Annotated in this window: 19 protein-coding genes; 14 read left to right on the top strand and 5 right to left on the bottom strand. The window is 33.1% G+C overall.

The features are described 5' to 3' along the window. Window positions 1–25 precede the first annotated feature (25 nt). The 12 genes from yaaA (at window position 26) to DFR54_RS11470 (ending at window position 12513) form a co-directional block, all read left to right on the top strand. On the top strand, window positions 26–259 hold the full coding sequence (gene yaaA / locus DFR54_RS11525; protein ID WP_086340750.1) for a S4 domain-containing protein YaaA: 234 nt from the start codon (window positions 26–28) through the stop codon (window positions 257–259). A gap of 4 nt (window positions 260–263) precedes the next feature. Next, on the top strand, window positions 264–1385 hold the full coding sequence (gene recF / locus DFR54_RS11520) for a DNA replication/repair protein RecF (protein ID WP_114290348.1): 1122 nt from the start codon (window positions 264–266) through the stop codon (window positions 1383–1385). Between the two features lie 2 nt (window positions 1386–1387). Beyond that, window positions 1388–3334 carry a DNA topoisomerase (ATP-hydrolyzing) subunit B gene (gyrB, locus tag DFR54_RS11515; RefSeq protein WP_114290347.1) on the top strand — a complete coding sequence of 649 codons (1947 nt, stop codon included), beginning with the start codon at window positions 1388–1390 and terminating at the stop codon, window positions 3332–3334. A 22-nt stretch (window positions 3335–3356) separates the two neighbouring features. Further along, window positions 3357–5843, top strand: a complete 2487-nt coding sequence (gyrA, locus tag DFR54_RS11510) for a DNA gyrase subunit A (RefSeq protein WP_114290346.1) — start codon at window positions 3357–3359, stop codon at window positions 5841–5843. A 359-nt stretch (window positions 5844–6202) separates the two neighbouring features. Further along, window positions 6203–6505 (top strand): 30S ribosomal protein S6, encoded by a 303-nt coding sequence (gene rpsF, locus DFR54_RS11505; RefSeq protein ID WP_086340746.1) that lies wholly within the window; start codon window positions 6203–6205, stop codon window positions 6503–6505. A 45-nt stretch (window positions 6506–6550) separates the two neighbouring features. Then, window positions 6551–7075, top strand: coding sequence for a single-stranded DNA-binding protein (gene ssb / locus DFR54_RS11500; RefSeq protein WP_114290345.1), 525 nt, complete (start codon window positions 6551–6553; stop codon window positions 7073–7075). A 21-nt stretch (window positions 7076–7096) separates the two neighbouring features. Beyond that, window positions 7097–7339: a 30S ribosomal protein S18 gene (rpsR, locus tag DFR54_RS11495; RefSeq protein ID WP_086340744.1), complete on the top strand. Its 243-nt coding sequence runs from the start codon at window positions 7097–7099 to the stop codon at window positions 7337–7339. 145 nt (window positions 7340–7484) lie between these two features. Next, entirely contained in the window at window positions 7485–7937 is a 453-nt protein-coding gene (gene rplI, locus DFR54_RS11490; RefSeq protein ID WP_114290344.1) for a 50S ribosomal protein L9, read from the top strand. A 23-nt stretch (window positions 7938–7960) separates the two neighbouring features. After that, window positions 7961–9322, top strand: a complete 1362-nt coding sequence (gene dnaB, locus DFR54_RS11485) for a replicative DNA helicase (protein ID WP_086340742.1) — start codon at window positions 7961–7963, stop codon at window positions 9320–9322. Window positions 9323–9441: 119 nt separating this feature from the next. Beyond that, on the top strand, window positions 9442–10734 hold the full coding sequence (locus tag DFR54_RS11480) for an adenylosuccinate synthase (RefSeq protein WP_114290343.1): 1293 nt from the start codon (window positions 9442–9444) through the stop codon (window positions 10732–10734). A gap of 80 nt (window positions 10735–10814) precedes the next feature. Then, the gene (locus DFR54_RS11475) at window positions 10815–11687 is read left to right on the top strand and encodes a DegV family protein (RefSeq protein ID WP_114290342.1); all 873 of its coding nucleotides are present in this window, start codon (window positions 10815–10817) and stop codon (window positions 11685–11687) included. Window positions 11688–11772: 85 nt separating this feature from the next. Then, window positions 11773–12513: a C39 family peptidase gene (locus DFR54_RS11470; RefSeq protein ID WP_114290341.1), complete on the top strand. Its 741-nt coding sequence runs from the start codon at window positions 11773–11775 to the stop codon at window positions 12511–12513. A gap of 60 nt (window positions 12514–12573) precedes the next feature. On the opposite strand, the gene DFR54_RS11465 is transcribed toward DFR54_RS11470, so the two are convergent. The 5 genes from DFR54_RS11465 to DFR54_RS11445 form a co-directional block, all read right to left on the bottom strand. Next, on the bottom strand, window positions 12574–14199 hold the full coding sequence (locus DFR54_RS11465; protein WP_114290340.1) for an ABC-F family ATP-binding cassette domain-containing protein: 1626 nt from the start codon (window positions 14197–14199) through the stop codon (window positions 12574–12576). Window positions 14200–14365: 166 nt separating this feature from the next. After that, on the bottom strand, window positions 14366–15307 hold the full coding sequence (locus DFR54_RS11460) for a sortase domain-containing protein (protein WP_114290339.1): 942 nt from the start codon (window positions 15305–15307) through the stop codon (window positions 14366–14368). Between the two features lie 253 nt (window positions 15308–15560). Beyond that, the gene (locus DFR54_RS11455) at window positions 15561–16547 is read right to left on the bottom strand and encodes a polyprenyl synthetase family protein (RefSeq protein WP_114290338.1); all 987 of its coding nucleotides are present in this window, start codon (window positions 16545–16547) and stop codon (window positions 15561–15563) included. 29 nt (window positions 16548–16576) lie between these two features. Next, window positions 16577–17101 (bottom strand): Gx transporter family protein, encoded by a 525-nt coding sequence (locus DFR54_RS11450; RefSeq protein WP_114290337.1) that lies wholly within the window; start codon window positions 17099–17101, stop codon window positions 16577–16579. A gap of 142 nt (window positions 17102–17243) precedes the next feature. Further along, window positions 17244–19157 (bottom strand): NAD(P)/FAD-dependent oxidoreductase, encoded by a 1914-nt coding sequence (locus DFR54_RS11445; RefSeq protein WP_114290336.1) that lies wholly within the window; start codon window positions 19155–19157, stop codon window positions 17244–17246. Between the two features lie 285 nt (window positions 19158–19442). Here DFR54_RS11445 and pplA point away from each other — a divergent pair, with 285 nt between their 5' ends. Together pplA and DFR54_RS11435 are read left to right on the top strand one after the other, a co-directional pair. Next, on the top strand, window positions 19443–20366 hold the full coding sequence (gene pplA, locus DFR54_RS11440; RefSeq protein ID WP_086340733.1) for an extracellular electron transfer flavoprotein PplA: 924 nt from the start codon (window positions 19443–19445) through the stop codon (window positions 20364–20366). 109 nt (window positions 20367–20475) lie between these two features. Next, complete coding sequence (locus DFR54_RS11435) at window positions 20476–21591, top strand: FAD:protein FMN transferase (protein ID WP_086340732.1); 1116 nt, start codon at window positions 20476–20478, stop codon at window positions 21589–21591. Window positions 21592–21603: the final 12 nt, after the last annotated feature.

The raw sequence follows: 21603 nt of genomic DNA, 5'->3' as shown, positions 1-21603 counted from the left end.
ACCTTGAAAAAGAAGGTGAAAATTTGTGAAAAAAAGTTTTTTATTAACGTCTGACTACATAACCTTAGGCCAATTCTTAAAAGAAGTTGATGTCATTTCTAGTGGTGGTATGGCTAAATGGTACTTACAAGAGCATGCTATTTATGTAGATGGTGAGTTGGAAAATCGCCGTGGACGTAAACTATATGCAGAAATGATGATTGAAATACCTGATCTAGGTACTTTTTTTATGGCTAAAATGCCAGAAGATAAGGAATAAAGAAATGATTATTAAAGAAATATCGTTACGTTCTTATCGTAACTATGACACTCTTGACTTGTCGTTTTCTCCAAGACTTAATGTTTTTTTAGGAGAAAACGCTCAAGGTAAGACCAATTTGTTGGAAAGTATTTATGTTCTTTCTTTTGCTAGGAGCCATCGAAGCAATAATGAAAAAGAGATGATTAGGTGGGAGCAGGAGTTTGCGCGAATCGAAGGGAAAATCGAGAAACATGATAGTACCTTAGACTTAACAATGATTATTTCTAACAAAGGAAAGAAAACAAAAATTAATGGCTTAGAACAAAATAAATTAAGTCATTATGTTGGTCATTTGAATGTTATTTTATTTGCACCAGAAGATTTACTTCTTGTTAAAGGTTCTCCTCAAACAAGAAGACGTTTTTTAGATATGGAGATAGGTCAGATCAACGCTAACTATTTATATAATTTAAGTAAGTATCAAACTGTATTAAAGCAGCGAAATCAATACTTAAAAAAAATAGCTTTTAGCGGTAATAAAGATTTGGTTTATTTAGACGTTTTATCAGAACAACTAGCTGAGACAGGTAGCCTTGTATTGTATCATCGTCTTCATTTTATTAAACGGTTAGAAGAATGGGCCAATACTATCCATCAAAAAATAACTTATGGCAAAGAAGCATTAACTATTGAATATAAAAGCTCATTAAACTTGGAAGAAACAATGAGTGAAAAAGAGCTTTATGAGATGTTATTAAGTGAACTAAAACAAGCAACTGAAAAAGATTTAAAACAATTAACAACTTCAGTTGGTCCACATAGAGATGATTTACTTTTCTTTGTAAATGGTAAAAATGTTCAAAATTTTGGCTCTCAAGGCCAACAAAGAACAACAGCTTTAAGTTTAAAATTAGCTGAAATTGAATTAATTAATGACGAAATAGGGGAATACCCTATTTTATTATTAGATGATGTTTTAAGTGAATTAGATGACGATCGTCAAATTCATTTAATGGAATACATTGAAAATAAACTCCAAACTTTTTTAACAACAACTAGTTTGACTCATTTGGAGAATAAACTAAAAATTACACCTGAAATATTCAATATTTCTCAAGGAATAGTAGAAAGGAACAGTGACTAACTTTGACAGAAGAAATGAAAAATAATGAAACTTCTAAGGCTTATGACGCTAGTCAGATTCAGGTTTTAGAAGGATTAGAGGCTGTACGTAAAAGACCAGGGATGTATATTGGTTCAACAGGCCCTCAAGGATTACACCATTTAGTATGGGAAATTGTTGATAACTCAATTGATGAGGCTTTAGCTGGTTACTGTACTGAGATTAATGTATCGATTGAAGCAGATAATAGTATCACTGTTGTCGATAATGGTCGTGGGATTCCAGTTGGGATTCAAGAAAAAACGGGTCGTCCTGCTGTTGAAACTGTTTTAACTGTTCTTCACGCTGGTGGTAAATTTGGCGGTGGCGGTTATAAAGTTTCTGGGGGACTTCACGGAGTAGGTTCATCTGTAGTTAATGCGTTATCTGAACAATTAACTGTAAAAGTTCATGTAGATGGTAAAATCCATTTCCAAGAGTTTAAACGTGGAAAAATTTGTGCTGACTTAAAAGTAATTGGTGACACAGATCACCGCGGGACAACTATTAATTTTAAACCTGATGCTGAAATTTTTACTGAAACAACAATTTTTGAATACGACAAATTAGCAACACGTATTCGTGAGCTTGCATTCTTAAATCGTGGTTTGAAAATAACTATTGAAGATAAGCGTGAAGATCAAGCTAAATTTGAAGCTTTTCATTATGAAGGCGGAATTCAAAGTTACGTTGAATTCTTAAATATGAATAAAACAGTTCTTTTTGACACACCTATTTATACTGATGGTGAGCAACAAGGGATTTCTGTTGAAGTAGCTATCCAATATACTGATGGCTATCATACAAATCTTCTAAGTTTCGCTAATAACATTCACACTTATGAAGGCGGAACTCATGAATTTGGTTTCCGTACAGCTTTAACACGTGTGATTAATGATTACGCTAGAAAACAAAAATTAATTAAAGAAAACGAAGAAAATCTAAGTGGTGATGACGTTCGTGAAGGATTAACAGGGATTATTTCAATAAAACATCCTGAGCCTCAATTTGAAGGTCAAACTAAAACGAAATTAGGTAACTCAGAAGTTCGTACGGTAACTGACCGTTTATTCTCTGAAGCTTTTAATAAGTTCTTATTAGAAAATCCAGACACAGCTAAAAAAGTAGTTGAAAAAGGAATTTTAGCGTCTAAGGCAAGACTTGCTGCTAAGCGTGCCCGTGAAGTAACTCGTCGTAAAGGTGCTCTTGAAATCAGTAGTTTACCTGGTAAATTAGCTGACTGTTCAAGTCGTGTTCCTGAAGAATGTGAATTATTTGTCGTCGAAGGGGACTCTGCCGGAGGATCTGCTAAAACAGGTCGTGACCGTCGTACGCAAGCAATTTTACCAATTCGAGGTAAGATTTTAAATGTTGAAAAAGCAACTATGGATCGTATTTTAGCAAATGAAGAAATTCGTTCATTATTTACAGCTATGGGAACTGGTTTTGGAGGTGACTTTGATATTTCTAAAGCTCGTTATCATAAATTAGTTATCATGACCGATGCCGATGTGGATGGTGCTCATATTAGAACGCTTCTTTTAACCCTATTCTATCGCTACATGAGACCTGTTGTAGAAGCTGGGTATGTTTATATTGCGCAACCACCTTTATATGGTGTTAAACAAGGTAAAAATATTACTTACATTCAGCCAGGAAAAGATGCTGATGAGAGATTAGCTGATGTAGTTGAATTATTACCTGCAACACCAAAACCAAGTGTTCAACGTTATAAAGGTCTTGGAGAGATGGATGATCATCAATTATGGGATACAACAATGGACCCAGAAAAGAGAACGATGTTACGTGTGAGTGTAGAAGATGCTATTAAAGCAGATGCTGTCTTTGAAATGTTAATGGGAGATAAAGTAGAGCCTAGACGTGAATTCATTGAAGCCAATGCTCATTATGTTAAAAACTTAGATATCTAAAAAGAGATAAGGGGGATTGTTCATGTCCGAGGAAATAATTGAAAATATTAAAGATATAAATCTAACAGATGAAATGGAAGAATCGTTTATTGATTATGCCATGAGTGTTATTGTTTCTCGTGCCTTACCTGATGTACGTGATGGGTTAAAACCTGTTCACCGTCGTATTTTATACGGGATGAATGAAATGGGTGTGACACCTGATAAAGCTCATAAAAAATCAGCGCGTATTGTTGGGGATGTAATGGGTAAATATCATCCACATGGTGACAGTGCGATTTATGAATCTATGGTGCGTATGGCGCAACCATTTAGTTACCGTAACATGTTAGTAGATGGTCATGGTAACTTTGGTTCTGTGGATGGTGACGGAGCTGCTGCGATGCGTTATACAGAAGCACGTATGAGTAAAATTGCTGTTGAGATGTTACGTGATATTAACAAAAATACAGTTAATTTCCAAAATAACTACGATGAAACAGAGCGTGAACCAGAAGTTTTACCAGCACGTTTCCCTAACCTTTTAGTTAACGGAACAACTGGTATTGCTGTAGGGATGGCAACTAATATTCCACCACATAACTTAACAGAAGTTATTGATGCACTAAAAGTTTTAATGGACAACAGTGAAGCAACAACTGCAGAATTAATGGAGGTTTTACCTGGACCAGACTTTCCAACGGGTGGTTTGGTTATGGGGAAATCAGGTATTCGTCGTGCTTATGAAACTGGTAAAGGAAAGATTATTGTCCGCGCCAAAGTTCATATTGAAGAGATGAAAAATGGTAAGGAACGTATAGTTGTAACTGAAATTCCTTATATGGTTAATAAAGCAAAATTAGTTGAACGTATTGCAGAATTACACCGCGAAAAACGTGTTGAAGGTATTACTGATTTACGTGATGAGTCTTCTCGTGAAGGTATGCGCATTTCAATTGAGGTTCGTCGCGATGTAAGTGCCTCAGTTGTTTTAAATAATTTATACAAATTAACATCACTTCAAACAAGTTTTGGTTTTAATATGTTAGCTATTGTAAAAGGTGTGCCTAAAGTATTAAGTTTAAAATCTATTTTAGAAAATTACTTAGAACATCAAGAAGAAGTTATTGTTAGACGAACTGAATTTGATAAAAATAAAGCAGAAGCCAGAGCTCATATCTTAGAAGGTTTACGAATTGCTCTAGATCATATTGATGAAATTATCAAAACAATTCGTTCATCAGCTTCAGATGAGATTGCTAAACAAGCTTTAATTGATAACTACGATTTATCTGACCGTCAAGCACAAGCTATTCTGGACATGCGTTTACGTCGTTTGACAGGATTAGAAAGAGATAAAATCGAAAATGAATATCAAGAATTATTGAAACTGATTGCTGATTTGAAAGATATTTTAGCTAATCATGACAGAGTTCTTGAAATCATTAGTACTGAATTAGATGAAATACAACGTAAATATGGTGATGAAAGACGTACTGAATTGTTAGTTGGTGAAGTATTAAGTTTAGAAGATGAAGATTTGATCGAGGAAGAGGATATTGTTATCACTCTAACTCACAATGGTTACATCAAACGCTTGCCAAGTACAGAATTTAGAACACAAAACCGTGGTGGACGTGGTGTTCAAGGTATGGGAGTTCATGATGACGACTTTGTTGAAAACTTAGTATCATGTTCAACTCATGATAGCCTGTTATTCTTTACTGATACTGGTAAAGTTTATAAAGCTAAAGGTTACGAGATTCCAGAATACGGTCGTACTGCAAAAGGAATTCCAGTCATTAACTTACTAGGAATTGATTCTTCAGAAAGCATTGAAGCAATTATCAATGTAGAAGGAAAAGCTGAAGAGAATCAATACCTATTCTTCTCAACTCGTCTTGGAACAGTTAAGAAAACTTCTGTAACTGAGTTTTCTAATATCCGTACGAATGGATTAAAAGCCATTGGTCTAAAAGATGATGATCAATTAATTAATGTCACACTGACAAACGGTCATGAGAATATTATTATTGGAACTCATCAAGGCTACTCAGTAACATTTAACGAAGAAGTTGTTCGTTCAATGGGACGTAGTGCTGCTGGTGTTAGGGGGATTAGACTACGTGAAGGGGATTATGTTGTCGGAATGGACATCTTACATCCTGAATCAGAAGTCTTATCTATTACAGAAAAAGGTTACGGAAAACGTACTGCTGCAGAAGAATATGCAGTTAAAGGACGTGGAGGTAAAGGAATTAAGACAGTCAATATTACTGAGAAAAATGGTAATTTAGCTGGATTAACGACTGTTACTGGTGAAGAGGATATTATGTTAATTACGAATAAAGGTGTTATTATTCGTTTTGATATTGAATCTGTATCTCAAACTGGACGAGCAACACAAGGAGTTCGTTTAATTCGTTTAGAGGAAGACGCGATTGTTTCTACTATGGCTAAAGTAGCTAAAGAAGAAGCCGAAAAAGCAGAAGAATCATCAGAAGAAACAACTGAGCAAACTGAGTCTTAATCGACTCAGTTTTTTCTTTACTTTTGAAAAGGCATTTTAAGCCTATTTAAGCCATTAATACTAATAAGTGAATAAGTTTAGGAGATAGTTCTTAGACACTCTCTAGAAGCTTTAAATTTGCTAACTAGAGTTATTTAAGTCGTAATTATTGATTAAAATTTTTAGAAATAAAAAGATACAAGAAATAAAGCGTATTTTAGTTATAGAACATGTGAGAAATATTGAAAAAATAATAATTTCTGTTGATTTAGTTGGAAATAAGTTGTATAATATTGTATTGTGAGTAAGCTATTTTTAGCTTACTCTCCTTGTTCCTATTACTGAATAGGAACCTTTAGTCCATAAGGAGGTGAAAATCAATGAAACAGGCAAACACATACGAAATTATGTATATTATCCGTCCAAACATTGATGAGGAAGCAAAAACTGCTCTTGTAAATCGTTTTGATTCAATCTTGAAAGATAACGGTGCAGAAGTATTGGAATCTAAGTTATGGGGCAAACGCCGTCTAGCTTACGAAATCCAAGATTTCCGTGAAGGAATCTACCATATCGTTAAAGTTTCTTCAGCAACAGATGCAGCAGCAATCAGTGAATTTGATCGTTTAGCTAAAATCAATGGCGATATTTTACGTCACATGATTGTTAAAGAAGAAAACTAATCAATGTTTCACGTGAAACATTAAAAAACGAGGGGAGAACGACAAATGATTAATAACGTTGTGCTAGTAGGAAGACTTACTCGAGATCCAGAGCTTAGATTTACTTCTAACGGATCAGCTGTAGCAACTTTTAACTTGGCTGTAAATCGTAACTTCACTAACCAAAGTGGGGAGAGAGAAGCAGATTTTGTTAATTGTGTAATCTGGAGAAAACCTGCTGAAACATTAGCTAATTATGCCAAAAAAGGTACATTACTAGGTGTTGTAGGCCGTATTCAAACACGTAATTATGAAAATCAACAAGGTCAAAAAGTATATGTGACAGAAGTAGTATGTGATAATTTCCAATTATTAGAATCACGTAATGTGTCTGAACAAAGACAACAATCAGGTGGCTTTGGACAGTCAGATGTGGGAAATAACTTCAATAGTTTTTCTCAAAACCAAAACAATCAATCATTTGGCGGCCAATCTTCAAGTAAAAATGAAATGCCGAATTTCGATCGTGATAGCGATCCTTTTGGAAGCTCATCACAAATTGATATCTCGGATGATGATTTACCATTCTAAAACAGAATAGGAGGAGCAAAAATGGCAGCTCAACAAAGAAGAGGCGGAAGAAAACGTCGTAAAGTATGTTACTTTACAGCTAACCATATTGATAATATCGATTATAAAGATGTTGAATTACTATCAAGATTTATCTCTGAAAGAGGTAAAATTTTACCACGTCGTGTGACTGGTACTTGTGCAAAACATCAAAGAAAATTAACTATTGCAATTAAACGTGCAAGAATTATGGGCTTATTACCATTCGTTGGTGAAGAGCAATAATAGATAAAGACATTCATTTAAGTAATGAATGTCTTTTTTTGTTTCACGTGAAACATTTATATTAACATTTCATGTAACATCATAAATGTGTTAAAATAGTAGAGTAATTAATGAAAGTTTAACTATAGATAAGGAGTGTTTCTTCATGAAAGTAATTTTTTTACAAGATGTAAAAGGTAAAGGTAAAAAAGGTGAAGTAAAAGAGGTTGCAGTTGGCTATGCACAAAACTTTTTATTAAAAAAAGGATTAGCAGTAGAAGCAACTCCGCAAGCAATGAGTGAATTAAGAGGTAAAACAAATGCTAAAAATAAAGAAGATGCTGAAGTTTTAGCAGAAGCAGAAAAATTAAAAGAAATTATTGAAGCAGAAGAATTTGAAGTGATTATTAAATCAAAAGCTGGTGAAGATAGTCGTTTATTCGGATCTATCCCATCAAAACAAATTGCGGATGCTTTAGAAAAACAACATAACATTAAAGTTGATAAAAGAAAAATGGATTTAAAACAACCAATTAAAGCATTAGGTTACACTAATGTACCTACTAAGTTACATAAAGATGTTGTTGCAAAATTACGTGTTCACGTTATTGCAGAATAAAAGTTAGGATAGGGGAATAAGAAATGGAACTTATCCAGCAAGATAGGATACCACCACAAAGTGTTGAAGCAGAACAGGCAGTATTAGGTTCTGTTTTTTTGGACTCAGATGCTATTGTAGAAGCAATGGAATATATAGAAGCTAAGGATTTTTATCGTAGAAGCCATCAAACTATTTTTCAAATAATGATTGATCTAAATAATCGAAGTGAAGCTATAGATGCGATTATTATTAAAGAACATTTAGAACAAAAAAATATGTTAGAAGATATTGGTGGTGTTAGTTATCTATCAGAACTAACCTTAAGTGTACCAACAGCGGCTAACGTTGGTTACTATGCAAAGATTGTAGAACAAAAGTCGTTACTACGAAATTTAATCCAAACAGCCACTGATATTGTATCAAGTGGTTTTGAGCAAGAAGAAGATGTTGAGAGTATTTTAGATGAGGCTGAAAGAAAAATATTAGAGGTCTCAGAAAAAAGAAATCGAAGTGGTTTCTTAGCTATCGCAGATGTATTAGGAGATTCAATTAATACAATTGAAAAATTATCTCAGCAAGGTGAAGCTATTACAGGATTACCTACTGGCTACCATGCATTAGATAAAATGACAGCAGGTTTGCAAGCCGAAGAGTTAATTATATTAGCTGCTCGTCCTGCGGTAGGTAAAACAGCCTTTGCTTTAAATATTGCGCAAAACGTAGGAACTAAAACGAATGAATCTGTAGCTATCTTTAGTTTAGAGATGAGTGCGGAGTCATTAGTTAACCGTATGTTATGTTCTGAAGGTTTAGTAGAAGCTGGACATTTAAAAACGGGTCAATTATCAGATGAAGAATGGGATAATATTATTGTCGCAATGGGAAGTTTGTCAAAAGCTAATATCTTTATTGATGATACACCAGGTATTAAAATCTCTGAGATTCGAGCTAAATGCCGTAAGCTTCATCAAGAACAAGGTGGCTTGGGATTAGTCTTAATTGACTACTTACAGTTAATTGAAGGAACTGGACGAGAAAACAGACAACAAGAAGTATCTGAGATTTCAAGACAGTTAAAAAAATTAGCTAAGGAATTAAAAGTACCTGTTATAGCTTTATCTCAGTTATCACGTGGTGTCGAACAAAGACAAGATAAACGACCAGTATTAAGTGATATTCGTGAATCTGGATCAATTGAGCAGGATGCAGATATTGTGGCTTTTCTTTACCGTGATGATTACTATCGTAGTGAAGAAGGAGAAGATGAGGAACCGCAAGAGAATAATAATGTGATTGAAGTTATTATTGAGAAAAACAGAAGTGGTGCTAGGGGAACAGTTGAATTATTATTTATAAAAGAATACAACAAGTTTTCATCTGTTTCTCCTCGCGAAGAGTTTTAAGTTCGTTTATTAATGTTATATAACATTAATAATTAAATAACATTCGGTTTTATTGCGAATAACAGTTTTTTTTGTTAAAATAGTTAAGTAATACCAATAGAAGAATGGAGTGTTAAGATATGTCATCAGTTGTAGTAGTAGGAACACAGTGGGGCGACGAAGGAAAAGGGAAAATTACGGATTTTTTAAGTGAAAATGCTGAAGTAATTGCACGTTACCAAGGTGGAGATAATGCAGGTCATACAATTCAATTTGATGGGACAACATATAAACTTCATTTAATTCCATCAGGTATTTTTTATAAAGATAAAATCAGTGTTATCGGTAATGGAGTAGTTGTTAACCCTAAATCAATTACTAAAGAATTACAATACTTAGCAGATCATGATATTTCAACAGATAATTTGAGAATTTCAGATCGTGCTCATGTTATTTTACCGTATCATATTAAATTAGATCAATTACAAGAAGATGCTAAAGGCGAAGACAAAATTGGGACAACTATTAAAGGGATTGGCCCAGCATATATGGATAAAGCGGCTCGTGTAGGAATTCGTATTGCTGATTTGTTAGATAAAGAAATTTTTGCAGAGCGTTTGAAAATTAATTTAGAAGAAAAAAATCGTCAATTTACGAAAATGTATGATTCAGAAAGTTTATCTTTTGATGATATTTTTGAAGAGTACTATCAATATGGACAAGAAATTAAGAAATATGTAACTGATACTTCAGTGATCTTAAATGATGCTCTAGATCAAGGTAAACGTGTATTATTTGAAGGTGCTCAAGGAGTTATGCTTGATATCGATCAAGGAACATATCCTTTTGTAACGTCATCTAATCCAGTAGCGGGTGGAGTAACCATTGGTAGTGGTGTAGGCCCGTCGAAAATTGATAAAGTTGTTGGTGTTTGTAAAGCTTACACATCTCGTGTAGGGGATGGACCATTTCCAACTGAATTGTTTGATGAAACAGGTCAACAAATTCGTGAAGTTGGTCGTGAATATGGAACGACAACAGGTCGCCCACGCCGAGTTGGTTGGTTTGATACAGTTGTCATGCGTCACTCAAAACGTGTATCAGGAATTACTAACTTATCACTAAACTCAATTGATGTTTTAACAGGTTTACCAACTGTTAAAATTTGTACAGCATATGAGTTAGATGGAGAAAAAATTTACCACTATCCAGCAAGCTTAAAAGAATTGTCACGTTGTAAACCAATCTATGAAGAATTACCTGGCTGGTCAGAAGATATTACTGGATGTAAGACATTAGCTGAACTTCCAGAAAACGCTAGAAATTATGTTCATCGTATTTCTGAACTTGTAGGTGTTAGAATTTCTACCTTCTCAGTAGGTCCAGATAGAACTCAAACAAATGTATTAGAAAGTGTTTGGGCACAAATTTAATAATTTTTGAAGAAGAAGTTTGAATGCTTCTTCTTCTTTTTTTTCTAAAATAATAGTAAGATATGAGAAGGAGTGTGAGAATGATGAAAAAATTTGATTTATTAGTTGATTCATGTTGTGATTTACCATTTGATTACCTAAAAGAAAATAATGTTGAACTTGTTAGTATGATTATTAATTTAAATTATAAAGAATATGTTGATGATTTAGGAAAAACCTTTGATTATAACTGGTTTATGGATCAATTAAAGTTAGGTGAAATGCCAAGTACGTCTCAAATCAATATTGGTGCTTACAGTGAAGTATTTAAAAAATATATTAACTCAGAAATTCCTTTATTATACGTAGCATTTTCATCGGAATTAAGTGGCTCTCAAAGAAATGCTTATTCAGCATTAAGACTCTTAGAAGAAGAAAATGAATCTGTGAATATTAAAATTATTGATTCAAAAGCGGCCTCATTAGGTGAAGGGTTATTAGTTAAAGAAATGATTAAACAAAGAGCTGATGGAAAAACAATTGATGAAGCAATTAATTGGTTAGAAAATAATATTAATCGTGTGCATTCTTGGGTGACTGTTAATGATTTAAACCACTTAGAAAGAGGTGGTAGAATATCTAAAACCAGTGCTGCTATTGGTAGTTTAGTAAAGATTAAACCAATTATAAACGTTGATAAGAATGGGAAACTAGTTAATGTTGGAAAAACTCGTGGTCGTAATAAATCACTAGAAAAAATTGTTTCAGAAACTAAAAGAACGATTGAAAATAGTGAAGAGCAAACGTTATTAGTTGCTTATGCAGGAGATTTAGAAGCTGCTGAGCATGTAAAAGAATTAATAGAAAAAAATATTCCTATAAAAGGTATTGAATTATTACCAATGGGTCCAACAATTGCAAGCCATACAGGATATGGTGCGATTGCTATCTTTTCTTATGGAATTAATAAATAAAAAAATCGCTTTTTAGCGATTTTTTTGTATTTTTTCTGTTTTATGGCATAATAAAGGTATTAAACGTTTAAAAAGGTGTGGTTAGTTGAAAAAGAAGTCTCCCGAACTGTTATTAGTGTTAAGTACTCTAGCAATTATTTCACTCTTTTTTACAGTTTATTTAACTCGTTTTGTAACAAATCAAAGAGTGGAAGCTGCTAAAATTGTTGAAGCAGAAAGAAAAAAAGAAGAACAAGCAGCTCAAAAGCTTGCTAAAAGAACTTATCAAGAAAAAATGAATGATAAAATTAACAATAAAGAATTTGATAACCGGATGTCTGTGCCTTTGATTATACAAACAGAGGAACCTTGGCGTGAGGTTTTTTACGGCGTTCCTAATGAAGAGCCTCTACAGAATACGATAGCTATTAATGGATGTGCAATAGCTTCTTTAGCTATGGTAAGTTCTTATTTAGAAGAAGAGTTTCAGAGTCCTTTAGATATTCTTGACTGGTCTGGTAATGCATATTTTGAAAAAGAAACAGGAACGGATTGGCATATTTTTGGTGAATTTGCTAAGGAAAAAAAATATCAATATGAGGATTTAGTCGATCAAAAAGAGCTAGTGAAAATGCATTTAAAAAAATCTCATCCAGTTATTGTTTCCGTTAAACCAGGTTATTTTACTGAAGTAGGACACATTATGGTTTTAACTGGTTATGATGAAACAAATAATACTTTCTGGATTAATAATCCAAGTGACACGAAAAAAAAAGGTCATGCTGAACAAGCTTTCTCAGAAGATATTTTAACTGAAGAAGCTTTAAGGTATTGGGCAATTTATTAAAAATTTATTACTTTCAAAAAATTGAAAAATGCTGTGACTAAACTAAGTCACAGCATTTTTTTATTTACCAAAAATTGTTTTTAATTGTTCTTTAACTGTTTCATTATCTAAGAATTCATCATAAGTTGTTTCAGCACGGTCAACAACACCGTTGTCTGAAACTGCAATAATACGGTTTGCTGTTGTTTGAATGAATTGGTGGTCATGAGAAGCAAATAGAATAGAACCGTTAAAAGCAATTAACCCATCGTTTAATGCTGTAATTGATTCTAAGTCTAAGTGATTTGTTGGATCATCTAAAACTAAAACATTTGCTTTTGAAAGCATTAATTTAGATAACATACAACGAACTTTTTCTCCCCCAGAAAGAACGTTAACTGATTTTAGTACGTCCTCACCTGAGAATAACATACGACCTAAGAAACTACGTAAAAATGTATTGTCTGATTCTTCTTTAGAAGCGTATTGACGTAGCCAATCAACAATTGATTGATCTGTATCAAATTCATCTGATGTATCTTTTGGTAAGTAAGCTTGGCTTGTAGTAACACCCCAACGAACACTACCAGAATCAGGTTCCATTTCACCCATAATGATTTTGAAAAGAATAGTCGTAGTAATATCATCTTTAGCAATAAAGGCAGCTTTATCATCTTTTCTAAGAGTGAAAGACACATTGTCTAAAATTTTCTTACCATCAATTGTTTTAGAAATATTTTCAACTTGTAATAAGTCATTTCCAATTTCACGTTCAGCTTTAAACCCAACGAATGGGTAACGACGTGAAGATGGTTGAATATCATCTAACTCAATTTTATCTAACATTTTTTTACGAGACGTTGCTTGTTTGGATTTAGAAGCATTAGCACTAAATCTTGCAATAAAGTCTTGTAATTCTTTTACTTTTTCTTCTTTTTTAGCATTTTGGTCAGCTTGTAATCTTGCAGCTAATTGGCTTGATTCTAACCAAAAATCATAGTTACCTACGAATAATTTGATTTTACCAAAGTCTAAGTCAGCCATGTGAGTACAAACTTTATTTAAGAAGTGACGGTCATGGGATACAGTAATAATTGTATTTTCTGAGTTAATTAAAAATTCTTCTAACCAAGCAATAGAATCACGATCTAAACCGTTTGTTGGCTCATCTAATAGTAAAACATCAGGTTGTCCAAATAAAGCTTGGGCAAGTAAAACTTTCACTTTTTGTCCAGCTGTTAATTCAGCCATTTTTAAATCATGTAATTCTTCTGGAATATTTAATCCTTGAAGTAAGCTTGATGCTTCAGGTTCAGCTTCCCATCCATTTAATTCGGCAAATTCACCTTCAAGTTCAGCAGCTTTAATACCATCTTCATCAGAAAAATCAGGTTTCATATAAATAGCGTCTTTTTCTTGCATGACTTCATAAAGGCGTTTATGTCCCATCATAACAGTATGTAAAACTGTTTGATCTTCATAGTCAAAGTGGTTCTGTTTTAAAGTTGCTAAACGCTCATCTGGTCCTAAAGTCACATTACCAGTTGATGGTTCAATTTCACCAGATAATATTTTTAAGAATGTTGATTTACCAGCACCATTAGCACCGATTAATCCATAACAGTTCCCAGGAGTGAATTTAATATCTACATCTTCAAATAATTTTCTATCTGGAAATTGTAGACTTACGTTTGATACAGTAATCATGGAATCCCTCACTTTTTTTATTTTCACTTTTTAGTGTGTCGCTATTGATTATATAGAGCTTGTCATGGGAATGCAAGAAAGTAACAAGGATTGTGATGGAATACGCATAATATAAATAAGCAAAAAGAGAGAGTTTCATTAAATTATAAATGAAACTCTTCTCTTATTAAGCTGGAAAAGCAACTACAACTAAATTAATATCATCATTAACACAAGTTTGAAGAGTGATTCTTTCTTCTGTTCCAGGATCAAGAATATAATCTACCCAGTTTTCATTAGTTGCAATATTAGTTCCATAATCATCAACTTGGAAAATATTACCTACTATATAAGTGGCTGGTGTTCCATTTGCATCAGTCACAGTAACTTCACTTCCAACACTTAATGAGAAAAGAATATTAAAAATGCCAGGATTGTGACCAATAAAGTGTGTATTAACGCCATCATTTGGTGATTGAACAGTAGCCCCACCAAAAGTAGCAACCATATTTCGATTACTATCAATGACAGCTTGACCACTTCCTTCACCAGCATTTTGATAAGGAATACTAATGCCACCAAGATACATTGTGTAAGGGAGCCAAGTTGGTTGAGCTGGTTTTTCTTTATAAGTAACTGTTTGTGTTTCAGTAGGTGCTTCTTCTACAGGAGCAACAAGATTATTAACAGTAGCCTCTTCTACAGGTGCTGACATATTAACAACAGTTTCTTGAGGTTGTTCAATTATTTTTTTAGGTTTTACATTAACTGTAATAAGTTCTTTTGTTTCATTATCATATTTGTCAGTGGCTGTTAAGGTAACTGTTTGACGTTTTACCTCCTTAGTTGAAAATTCACTAGCAGTAACTTTGATTGTTTCTCCGTGACTATCAGTAGCAGAAACTCCATCTAAAACATCAATTGTATCATTTTGGAAAACATCCCAATTTTTTTGACCTAAAATAATAGGATTACTTTTTTTAGTAACAGGTAAATTAGCTAATCTATCTGTTGAAGATACAGTGGCAGCAACAACGTTTATTTCTTTTACCTTATATTCTGATAGGGCTCCGGCAACACCTACCAAAAGTGATAAAGTAGCAAATCCAATAATTAATTTTTGTTTCATACTAATCCCTCCATATATTTAATGGTGAGATTTCGCATTTATCGATAAAATTAAAATCTTCTTTTTTCTATAGATTTATCATAAAACGAAGTAAAAGAAACGTGTGTATAAATTTATTACCTTTTATAGATTACGTAGTATAAAATATAAATAAAGGTGTATGTATCAAGGGTTATAGCGATAATTCAATATTTTCTTATATATGTGAAAAAAACGAAAAAAAAAGACTTAGACTACTTGTCTAAATCTTTTTTTAATTGGTTCTTATTAAAATATTTTTGGTGATTTCATAAATAGTATCTTTTGTATTTTCTTTATTATCAGGTAATTTTTTTATTAGAGATAGTGCATTTTGAGTATAGCTATCAGCTAAATCATAGGCTTTTTTGACACCATTGTAAGTAACAACACCTTGATGAACTAATTGAGCATCTTCATCAGTCATCATTTCTTTTTTAGATAATAAAGGTTCGAAATAAGCTTTATTTTCTTCGATGGCACAAATTAAAGGAAGACTGTAAACACCTTGCTTAACATCTTCTAAAACAGGTTTTCCAATTGATTCTTCTGATTGAGAGTAATCTAGAATATCATCAACAATTTGGAAGGCAATTCCTATTGACTTACCGATTTCGCGGCAAGTGGAAGCTATTCTTGATGAACCTCCATTTTCGTAATAGCCAAGGAAGCAACTTAAAGCAAACAACTCTGCTGTTTTTCCTGAAATATTTTGGATGTATTCATCAACTGTTACATCCATATGATAACGTGTATTCATTTGGCCTAATTCACCAAGTAATACTTTTTCCATACTAGTTGTATTTAATTTCACGCTTTTTAATGAATCTGTGTATTGAACTAATAATTTAAAACAAACAATAAAAAGATAATCTCCTGAATAAACAGCTACATCTTTATCAAATTTAGTTTGAAGTGTGGAAACACCACGTCTAAGATCTGCCTCGTCAACAATATCATCATGAATCAAAGTCGCAGTGTGAAGAGTTTCCATCGCAGCAGCTAAGGCGATGCTTTTTTTCTTATCTGTTTTTTTGCCAAGTTCTGCAAATAATAATAAATAAGCAGGTCTTAGTAATTTACCACCTGAATGAAACAACTCAAGAATTGTTTTTTCTATTTCTTTATTAGGTAAATCAATAGAAGATGACATAAGTTCAAGTGTTTTTTTCAGGTCTTTTTTTATTGAGGGATAATTATCCCACATTGGATGAATGTTCATAAGTAAGCTCCTCTTTAAAGGTTTGTTCCTTAATCATAATTGAGTTTAAATTCTTGAATGGTTTTAACATGAGTCATGACATAATTAGCAGCAATTCCAATAGCAATACCTGCTAATATTCCAATCCAAGATAAGACTGGTAGATAAAGTAGTACATTCCAAGAGCGAGCTATCCAGCTAGCAACAAGTAACTGTCCTACATTATGTAGAAAACCACCAAAGGCACTAATTCCAATGGTACTGATTCGTTTAGGTCCAAGCTGTTTAAGTGACAGCATTCCAAAGTAACTCAGTATAGCTCCACCAGCACTATATAAAAGAGTAGAAGGTGTTCCACCTAAAAGAGTTGTTAGGAATAATCTTAAAATGACTAATAAAAAACTATCTTTCATTGGCATTGTAAAAATAGCAATAATCGTAATGAGATTTGCTAAACCTAATTTGGCTCCAGGAGCAAATGCAAAGGGAAAAGGAATCATATTTTCTAATAAACCAATAATGACACCTTGAGCAACAAGTAATGAGATGTATATTAATCTTTTATTTTTATTCATGTTAAAAATCTCCTATCATAGTGAGAATACTATTATATATAACGGAAATCAACTGAAAATAAAAGTAGTATCGAAAAAATAAAGTGACTATATAAATGAAAAGAGGCTGACACTTATTGGTCAACCTCTAAAAAGTTATAGTTTAGGCATTTTCACCGTAGCGTGATTTAACATCACCATACCACCATTTACCTACAGTTCTTTGAATCCATGGAATTACCCATTTATCTAAACCAAAGGCACGTCCTGAACCATTCATTAAAGCAAAGGCTACAAATAGGAACCAAATATTAACCCAGTAGAACATACCTGATAAACAGAACATAATAACTAGGACAATAGTTGTCGCATTTGCTAACCATGTGAATAGACCAACGATAATTGCTAAGGCTAAAGCAACTTCAAAAATTGTCATGAATTTTTGCATGAATAATGCAACTTCAGTGTTAGGCATCATAAATTCCATAATTTTTGAGAACCAACCTGGCATTTCTTTAAAGACTGTCATAGGTTCTTCACCGTAGGCATAACTTAAACCAAATACAGGATCTGCAATAGCAGCAACAGCGTCACCAGCACCCTCAGCAGCACTTGCACCACTTGTTGCATCAGCAGCTTGTTGTAACCATGGGAATGGGAAAGCTACACTATCAGTAAACCATGAACCTTCACCAAACCAAGTACTTGGGCTGAATAATTTACCATTACCAACAATTTTCTTCATTGCTTCTACTAACCATACAGAACCGTAGAAAACACGTAATGGTACTGACCATAAAACGTTACTGTTACGTGAAGTATGACCACGCATAATATTTCTTTCATCACCAATTCTGAAGAATTCATGGATGATGTATTGGAACATATAGTAACCTGAACGAATATCAAAGAAGTAACGTAGGTTGATAATATGTTTCATTAACATAGCGAAGAATCCACTCATGTGAATCTTGTCAAAGACACAAGCAACAGCATATTTAGATCCAATAGAAACCATGAATCCATCATATTTACCTTTATAAGCTTCTTTTTCAGTACCGTTAATTTCAGCTAAAATATTTTTAGCTGCACAGTGACCTGTTTGCTCAGCTGCTTGAACGATTTGAGGTGTAGGCATATTTTCTTTTTCTTCAAAGTAAACTAAGTCTCCGATTACGTAGATACCTTTATCTTCATAACCTTTAGCTTGCATATACTCATTAGCTACTAAACGAGCTGCACGAGCTGATTCCATTTCAAACTCTTCAGCATCACTGTTAGCTTTAACACCAGCAGTCCAGATTAAAGTATGAGTAGGAATAGTTTCACCAGATTTAAGAACAATATGATCTGCTGCAACTTCAACGATAGGTGTATCTTTTAAGATTTTAACACCTTTTTTAATTAAATACTTTTCAGCTTTTCCAGCATCGTTACGGTCTAACATATTTAAAATAGTTGGAGCCGCTTCAACTACCATTAAGTTGATTTCGCTTGGATCAAGTTTATTTTTCTTAGCAATAATGTCTTTCCAGTCGATTAATTCTCCGACCATTTCGATTCCAGTAAATCCAGAACCACAGACAACAAAGTTAAGCATTGCTTTACGTTTTTCAGCATCAGGTTCCATAGAAGCTAAAGTAACAGTTTTTTCGATATGTTCACGGATTTTAATAGCGTCATCCATTGACCATAAAGTGAAACCATTCTCTTTAACACCTGGAGTACCAAAGTCGTTAGGCTCTCCACCCATTGCTAATACTAAGTAATCAAAAGCGTAAGAACCACGCTCTGTTTTAACTACTTTTCCTTCTTTGTCAACGTTGACAACAGAATCTGTTACAATACTAACATTTTTTCTCTTACAAAATAGTCTTTGTAAGTCATATTGAATGGCTTCAGGTTCTACACGTCCACCTGCAACCTCGTGAAGCTCAGTCATCATTGTTTGATAAGAATGACGATCAATCAAAGTAATATGAATATCATTATTACTTTTTAACTTTTTTGACAACATTTTTGTTGCAGCTATACCAGAATACCCAGCACCGACTACAACAATCTCTGTTTTAGCCATAATTATAAGTCTCCCCTTTTCGTAGATAAAATATAATAATAAGAAAAATGATTACGTGAAATAAAATACACAATCGTATTTTATTATAAAGCTAGATAGGTTAAAAGTCTAACAAAATTTCATCTTTTGGGATATTTTTTAAGGAATATCGGCTTTCATTAAAAATTTGTGAAAAAATGAATAAGTGACTAAAAAAGCGTTGCAATTTGTTCAACAATGTTATAAAATTAATTATGTAAAATAGTTCACATATTTTTAATAAAAAAATAAAGGATGGTTTATATTATGAAAATGAAAAAATTAATCACAGGAACTACAATTTTAGTAATGTCTACTTTATTATTAGCTGCTTGTGGTGGCGGAAAAGACAATAAAGATACTAAAGATTCATCAGCAGCTTCAACTGAAGAAGTAGCTAAAAGTGAGGAAAAAGAAGAAGCACCAGCTGAAAAAATCGCAGGTGGCGACTTAAAAGACGGTGAATATACATTAGAAGAGAAAAACGAAAACAATGGTTACCGCGCTGTATTCACAATGGTAGTTAAAGACGGAAAAATCACAGAATCTAAATATGATAACATCAACGCTGAAGGAAAATCAAAAACTGAAGACGCTGAATACAATAAAATGATGGAAGAAAAAGCTGGTAACAAACCAGAAAAATTCATCCCAGAATTAAACGAAGCTTTCTTAGCTGCACAATCTGCTGATGGAGTAGACGTAGTAACAGGAGCAACTCATTCTACAGAATCATTCAAAAACTATGCACAACAATTAATTCAAGCTGCTCAAGCTGGTAAAACAGATAAAATCGAAATCGATAACGGAGCTGACTTAAAAGACGGTGAATACACATTAGAAGAGAAAAATGAATCTAATGGTTACCGTACAGCATTTACTTTAGTTGTTAAAGATGGAAAAATTGCAGAATCTAAATATGACAACATCAACGCTGAAGGAAAATCAAAAACAGAAGATGCTGACTATAACAAAATGATGGAAGAAAAAGCTGGTAACAGCCCAGAAAAATTCATTCCAGAATTAAACAAAGCATTAGTTGAAAAACAAAAACCATCTGAAATGGACGTAGTGACTGGGGCAACTCATTCAACTCATTCATTCCAAATGTATGCTGAACAATTAATCAACGCTGCAGAAAAAGGCGACACTGCTAAAATCGAAGTTGATAACATTGTATTTGGTAAATAATTAGTCAGTTTAAAAAGGCAGCAAGTCAGTTGACTTGCTGCCTTTTTTATTTGAAATTGATTGGGAATTGTAGTTAAATTAAAAAGAATAGAACAATGGAGGTAGACGAATGAAGTTAAACAAAAAAAGTGTTTTAATGCTTTTATCTGTCGCTGCTATGTCACTTACTTTAGGTGCTTGTAGTTCAGATTCAAAGGAATCTAAGACTAAAAAAGAAACAACAGAGAACGTTACTCTTTTAAAAGAACCATATAAAAAAGAAGAATTTTTAATGGGAACTTATGTCAGAGTTCAAATTTTTGATGAAGGTAAAGAAGATGTTTTAGAAAAAACATTTGATCGTATTAAAGAATTAGATAAAAAAATTACTGTGAATGAAAAAGGCTCTGGTTCTGAGATTGAAGAAATTAATGACCAAGCTGGTATAAAGCCTGTTAAAGTTTCTGATGACGTATATGGTTTAGTTGAAGATTCTCTTTATTACAGTGAAGATTCTAAGGGTGGGTTCGACTTAACTATTGGACCAATCACTGAATTATGGCATATTGGTTTTGATGACGCTAGAAAACCGGAGCAATCTGAAATTGATGAAGCTTTAAAATTAGTGGACTATCACAAAGTAAAATTAGATGAAAAAGAAAAAACTGTCTTCCTTGAAGAAAAAGGAATGCGTCTGGATTTAGGAGCTATTGCTAAAGGTTATATTACAGACGAGGCTGTTCAAGTATTAGTTGATAATGGAGTGACATCTGGAATTGTTGATTTAGGTGGAAATATTTATGTTTTAGGAGATAGTCCTAAGAGTAAAGATGGCAATTGGAAAATTGGAATCCAAGATCCAAATGAAGCTAGAAATACGATTGTTGGTTCAGTCACTAATAAAGATATGTCTCTAGTAACTTCTGGTATTTATGAAAGAAACTTAGAAGTAGATGGTAAATTATATCACCATTTATTTGATTCAAGAACAGGTTATCCTTTTGAAAATGAAATTGCAGGTGTGACAATTATTTCTGAAACGTCAACTGCAGGAGATGGTTTATCAACTGGTGTTTTTGCAATGGGTGTCAAAAATGGGATGGAATACGTTGAAGCTAGAAAAGATATAGATGCTATTTTTGTAACTAAAGAAGACCATATTTATTTAAGTAGTGGTGTTCAGGATCGCTTTGTATTAAATGAAGATTCTCCTTATCAAGTAAAAGATATTAAGGATTTGAAATAGTGAGGGTATAAA

This window comes from Vagococcus fluvialis (assembly GCF_003337315.1).
GTDB classification, from domain to species: Bacteria; Bacillota; Bacilli; order Lactobacillales; family Vagococcaceae; genus Vagococcus; species Vagococcus fluvialis.
Note: the sequence above shows the minus strand (reverse complement) of the source record. Positions and strands in the feature narration are given on the sequence as shown.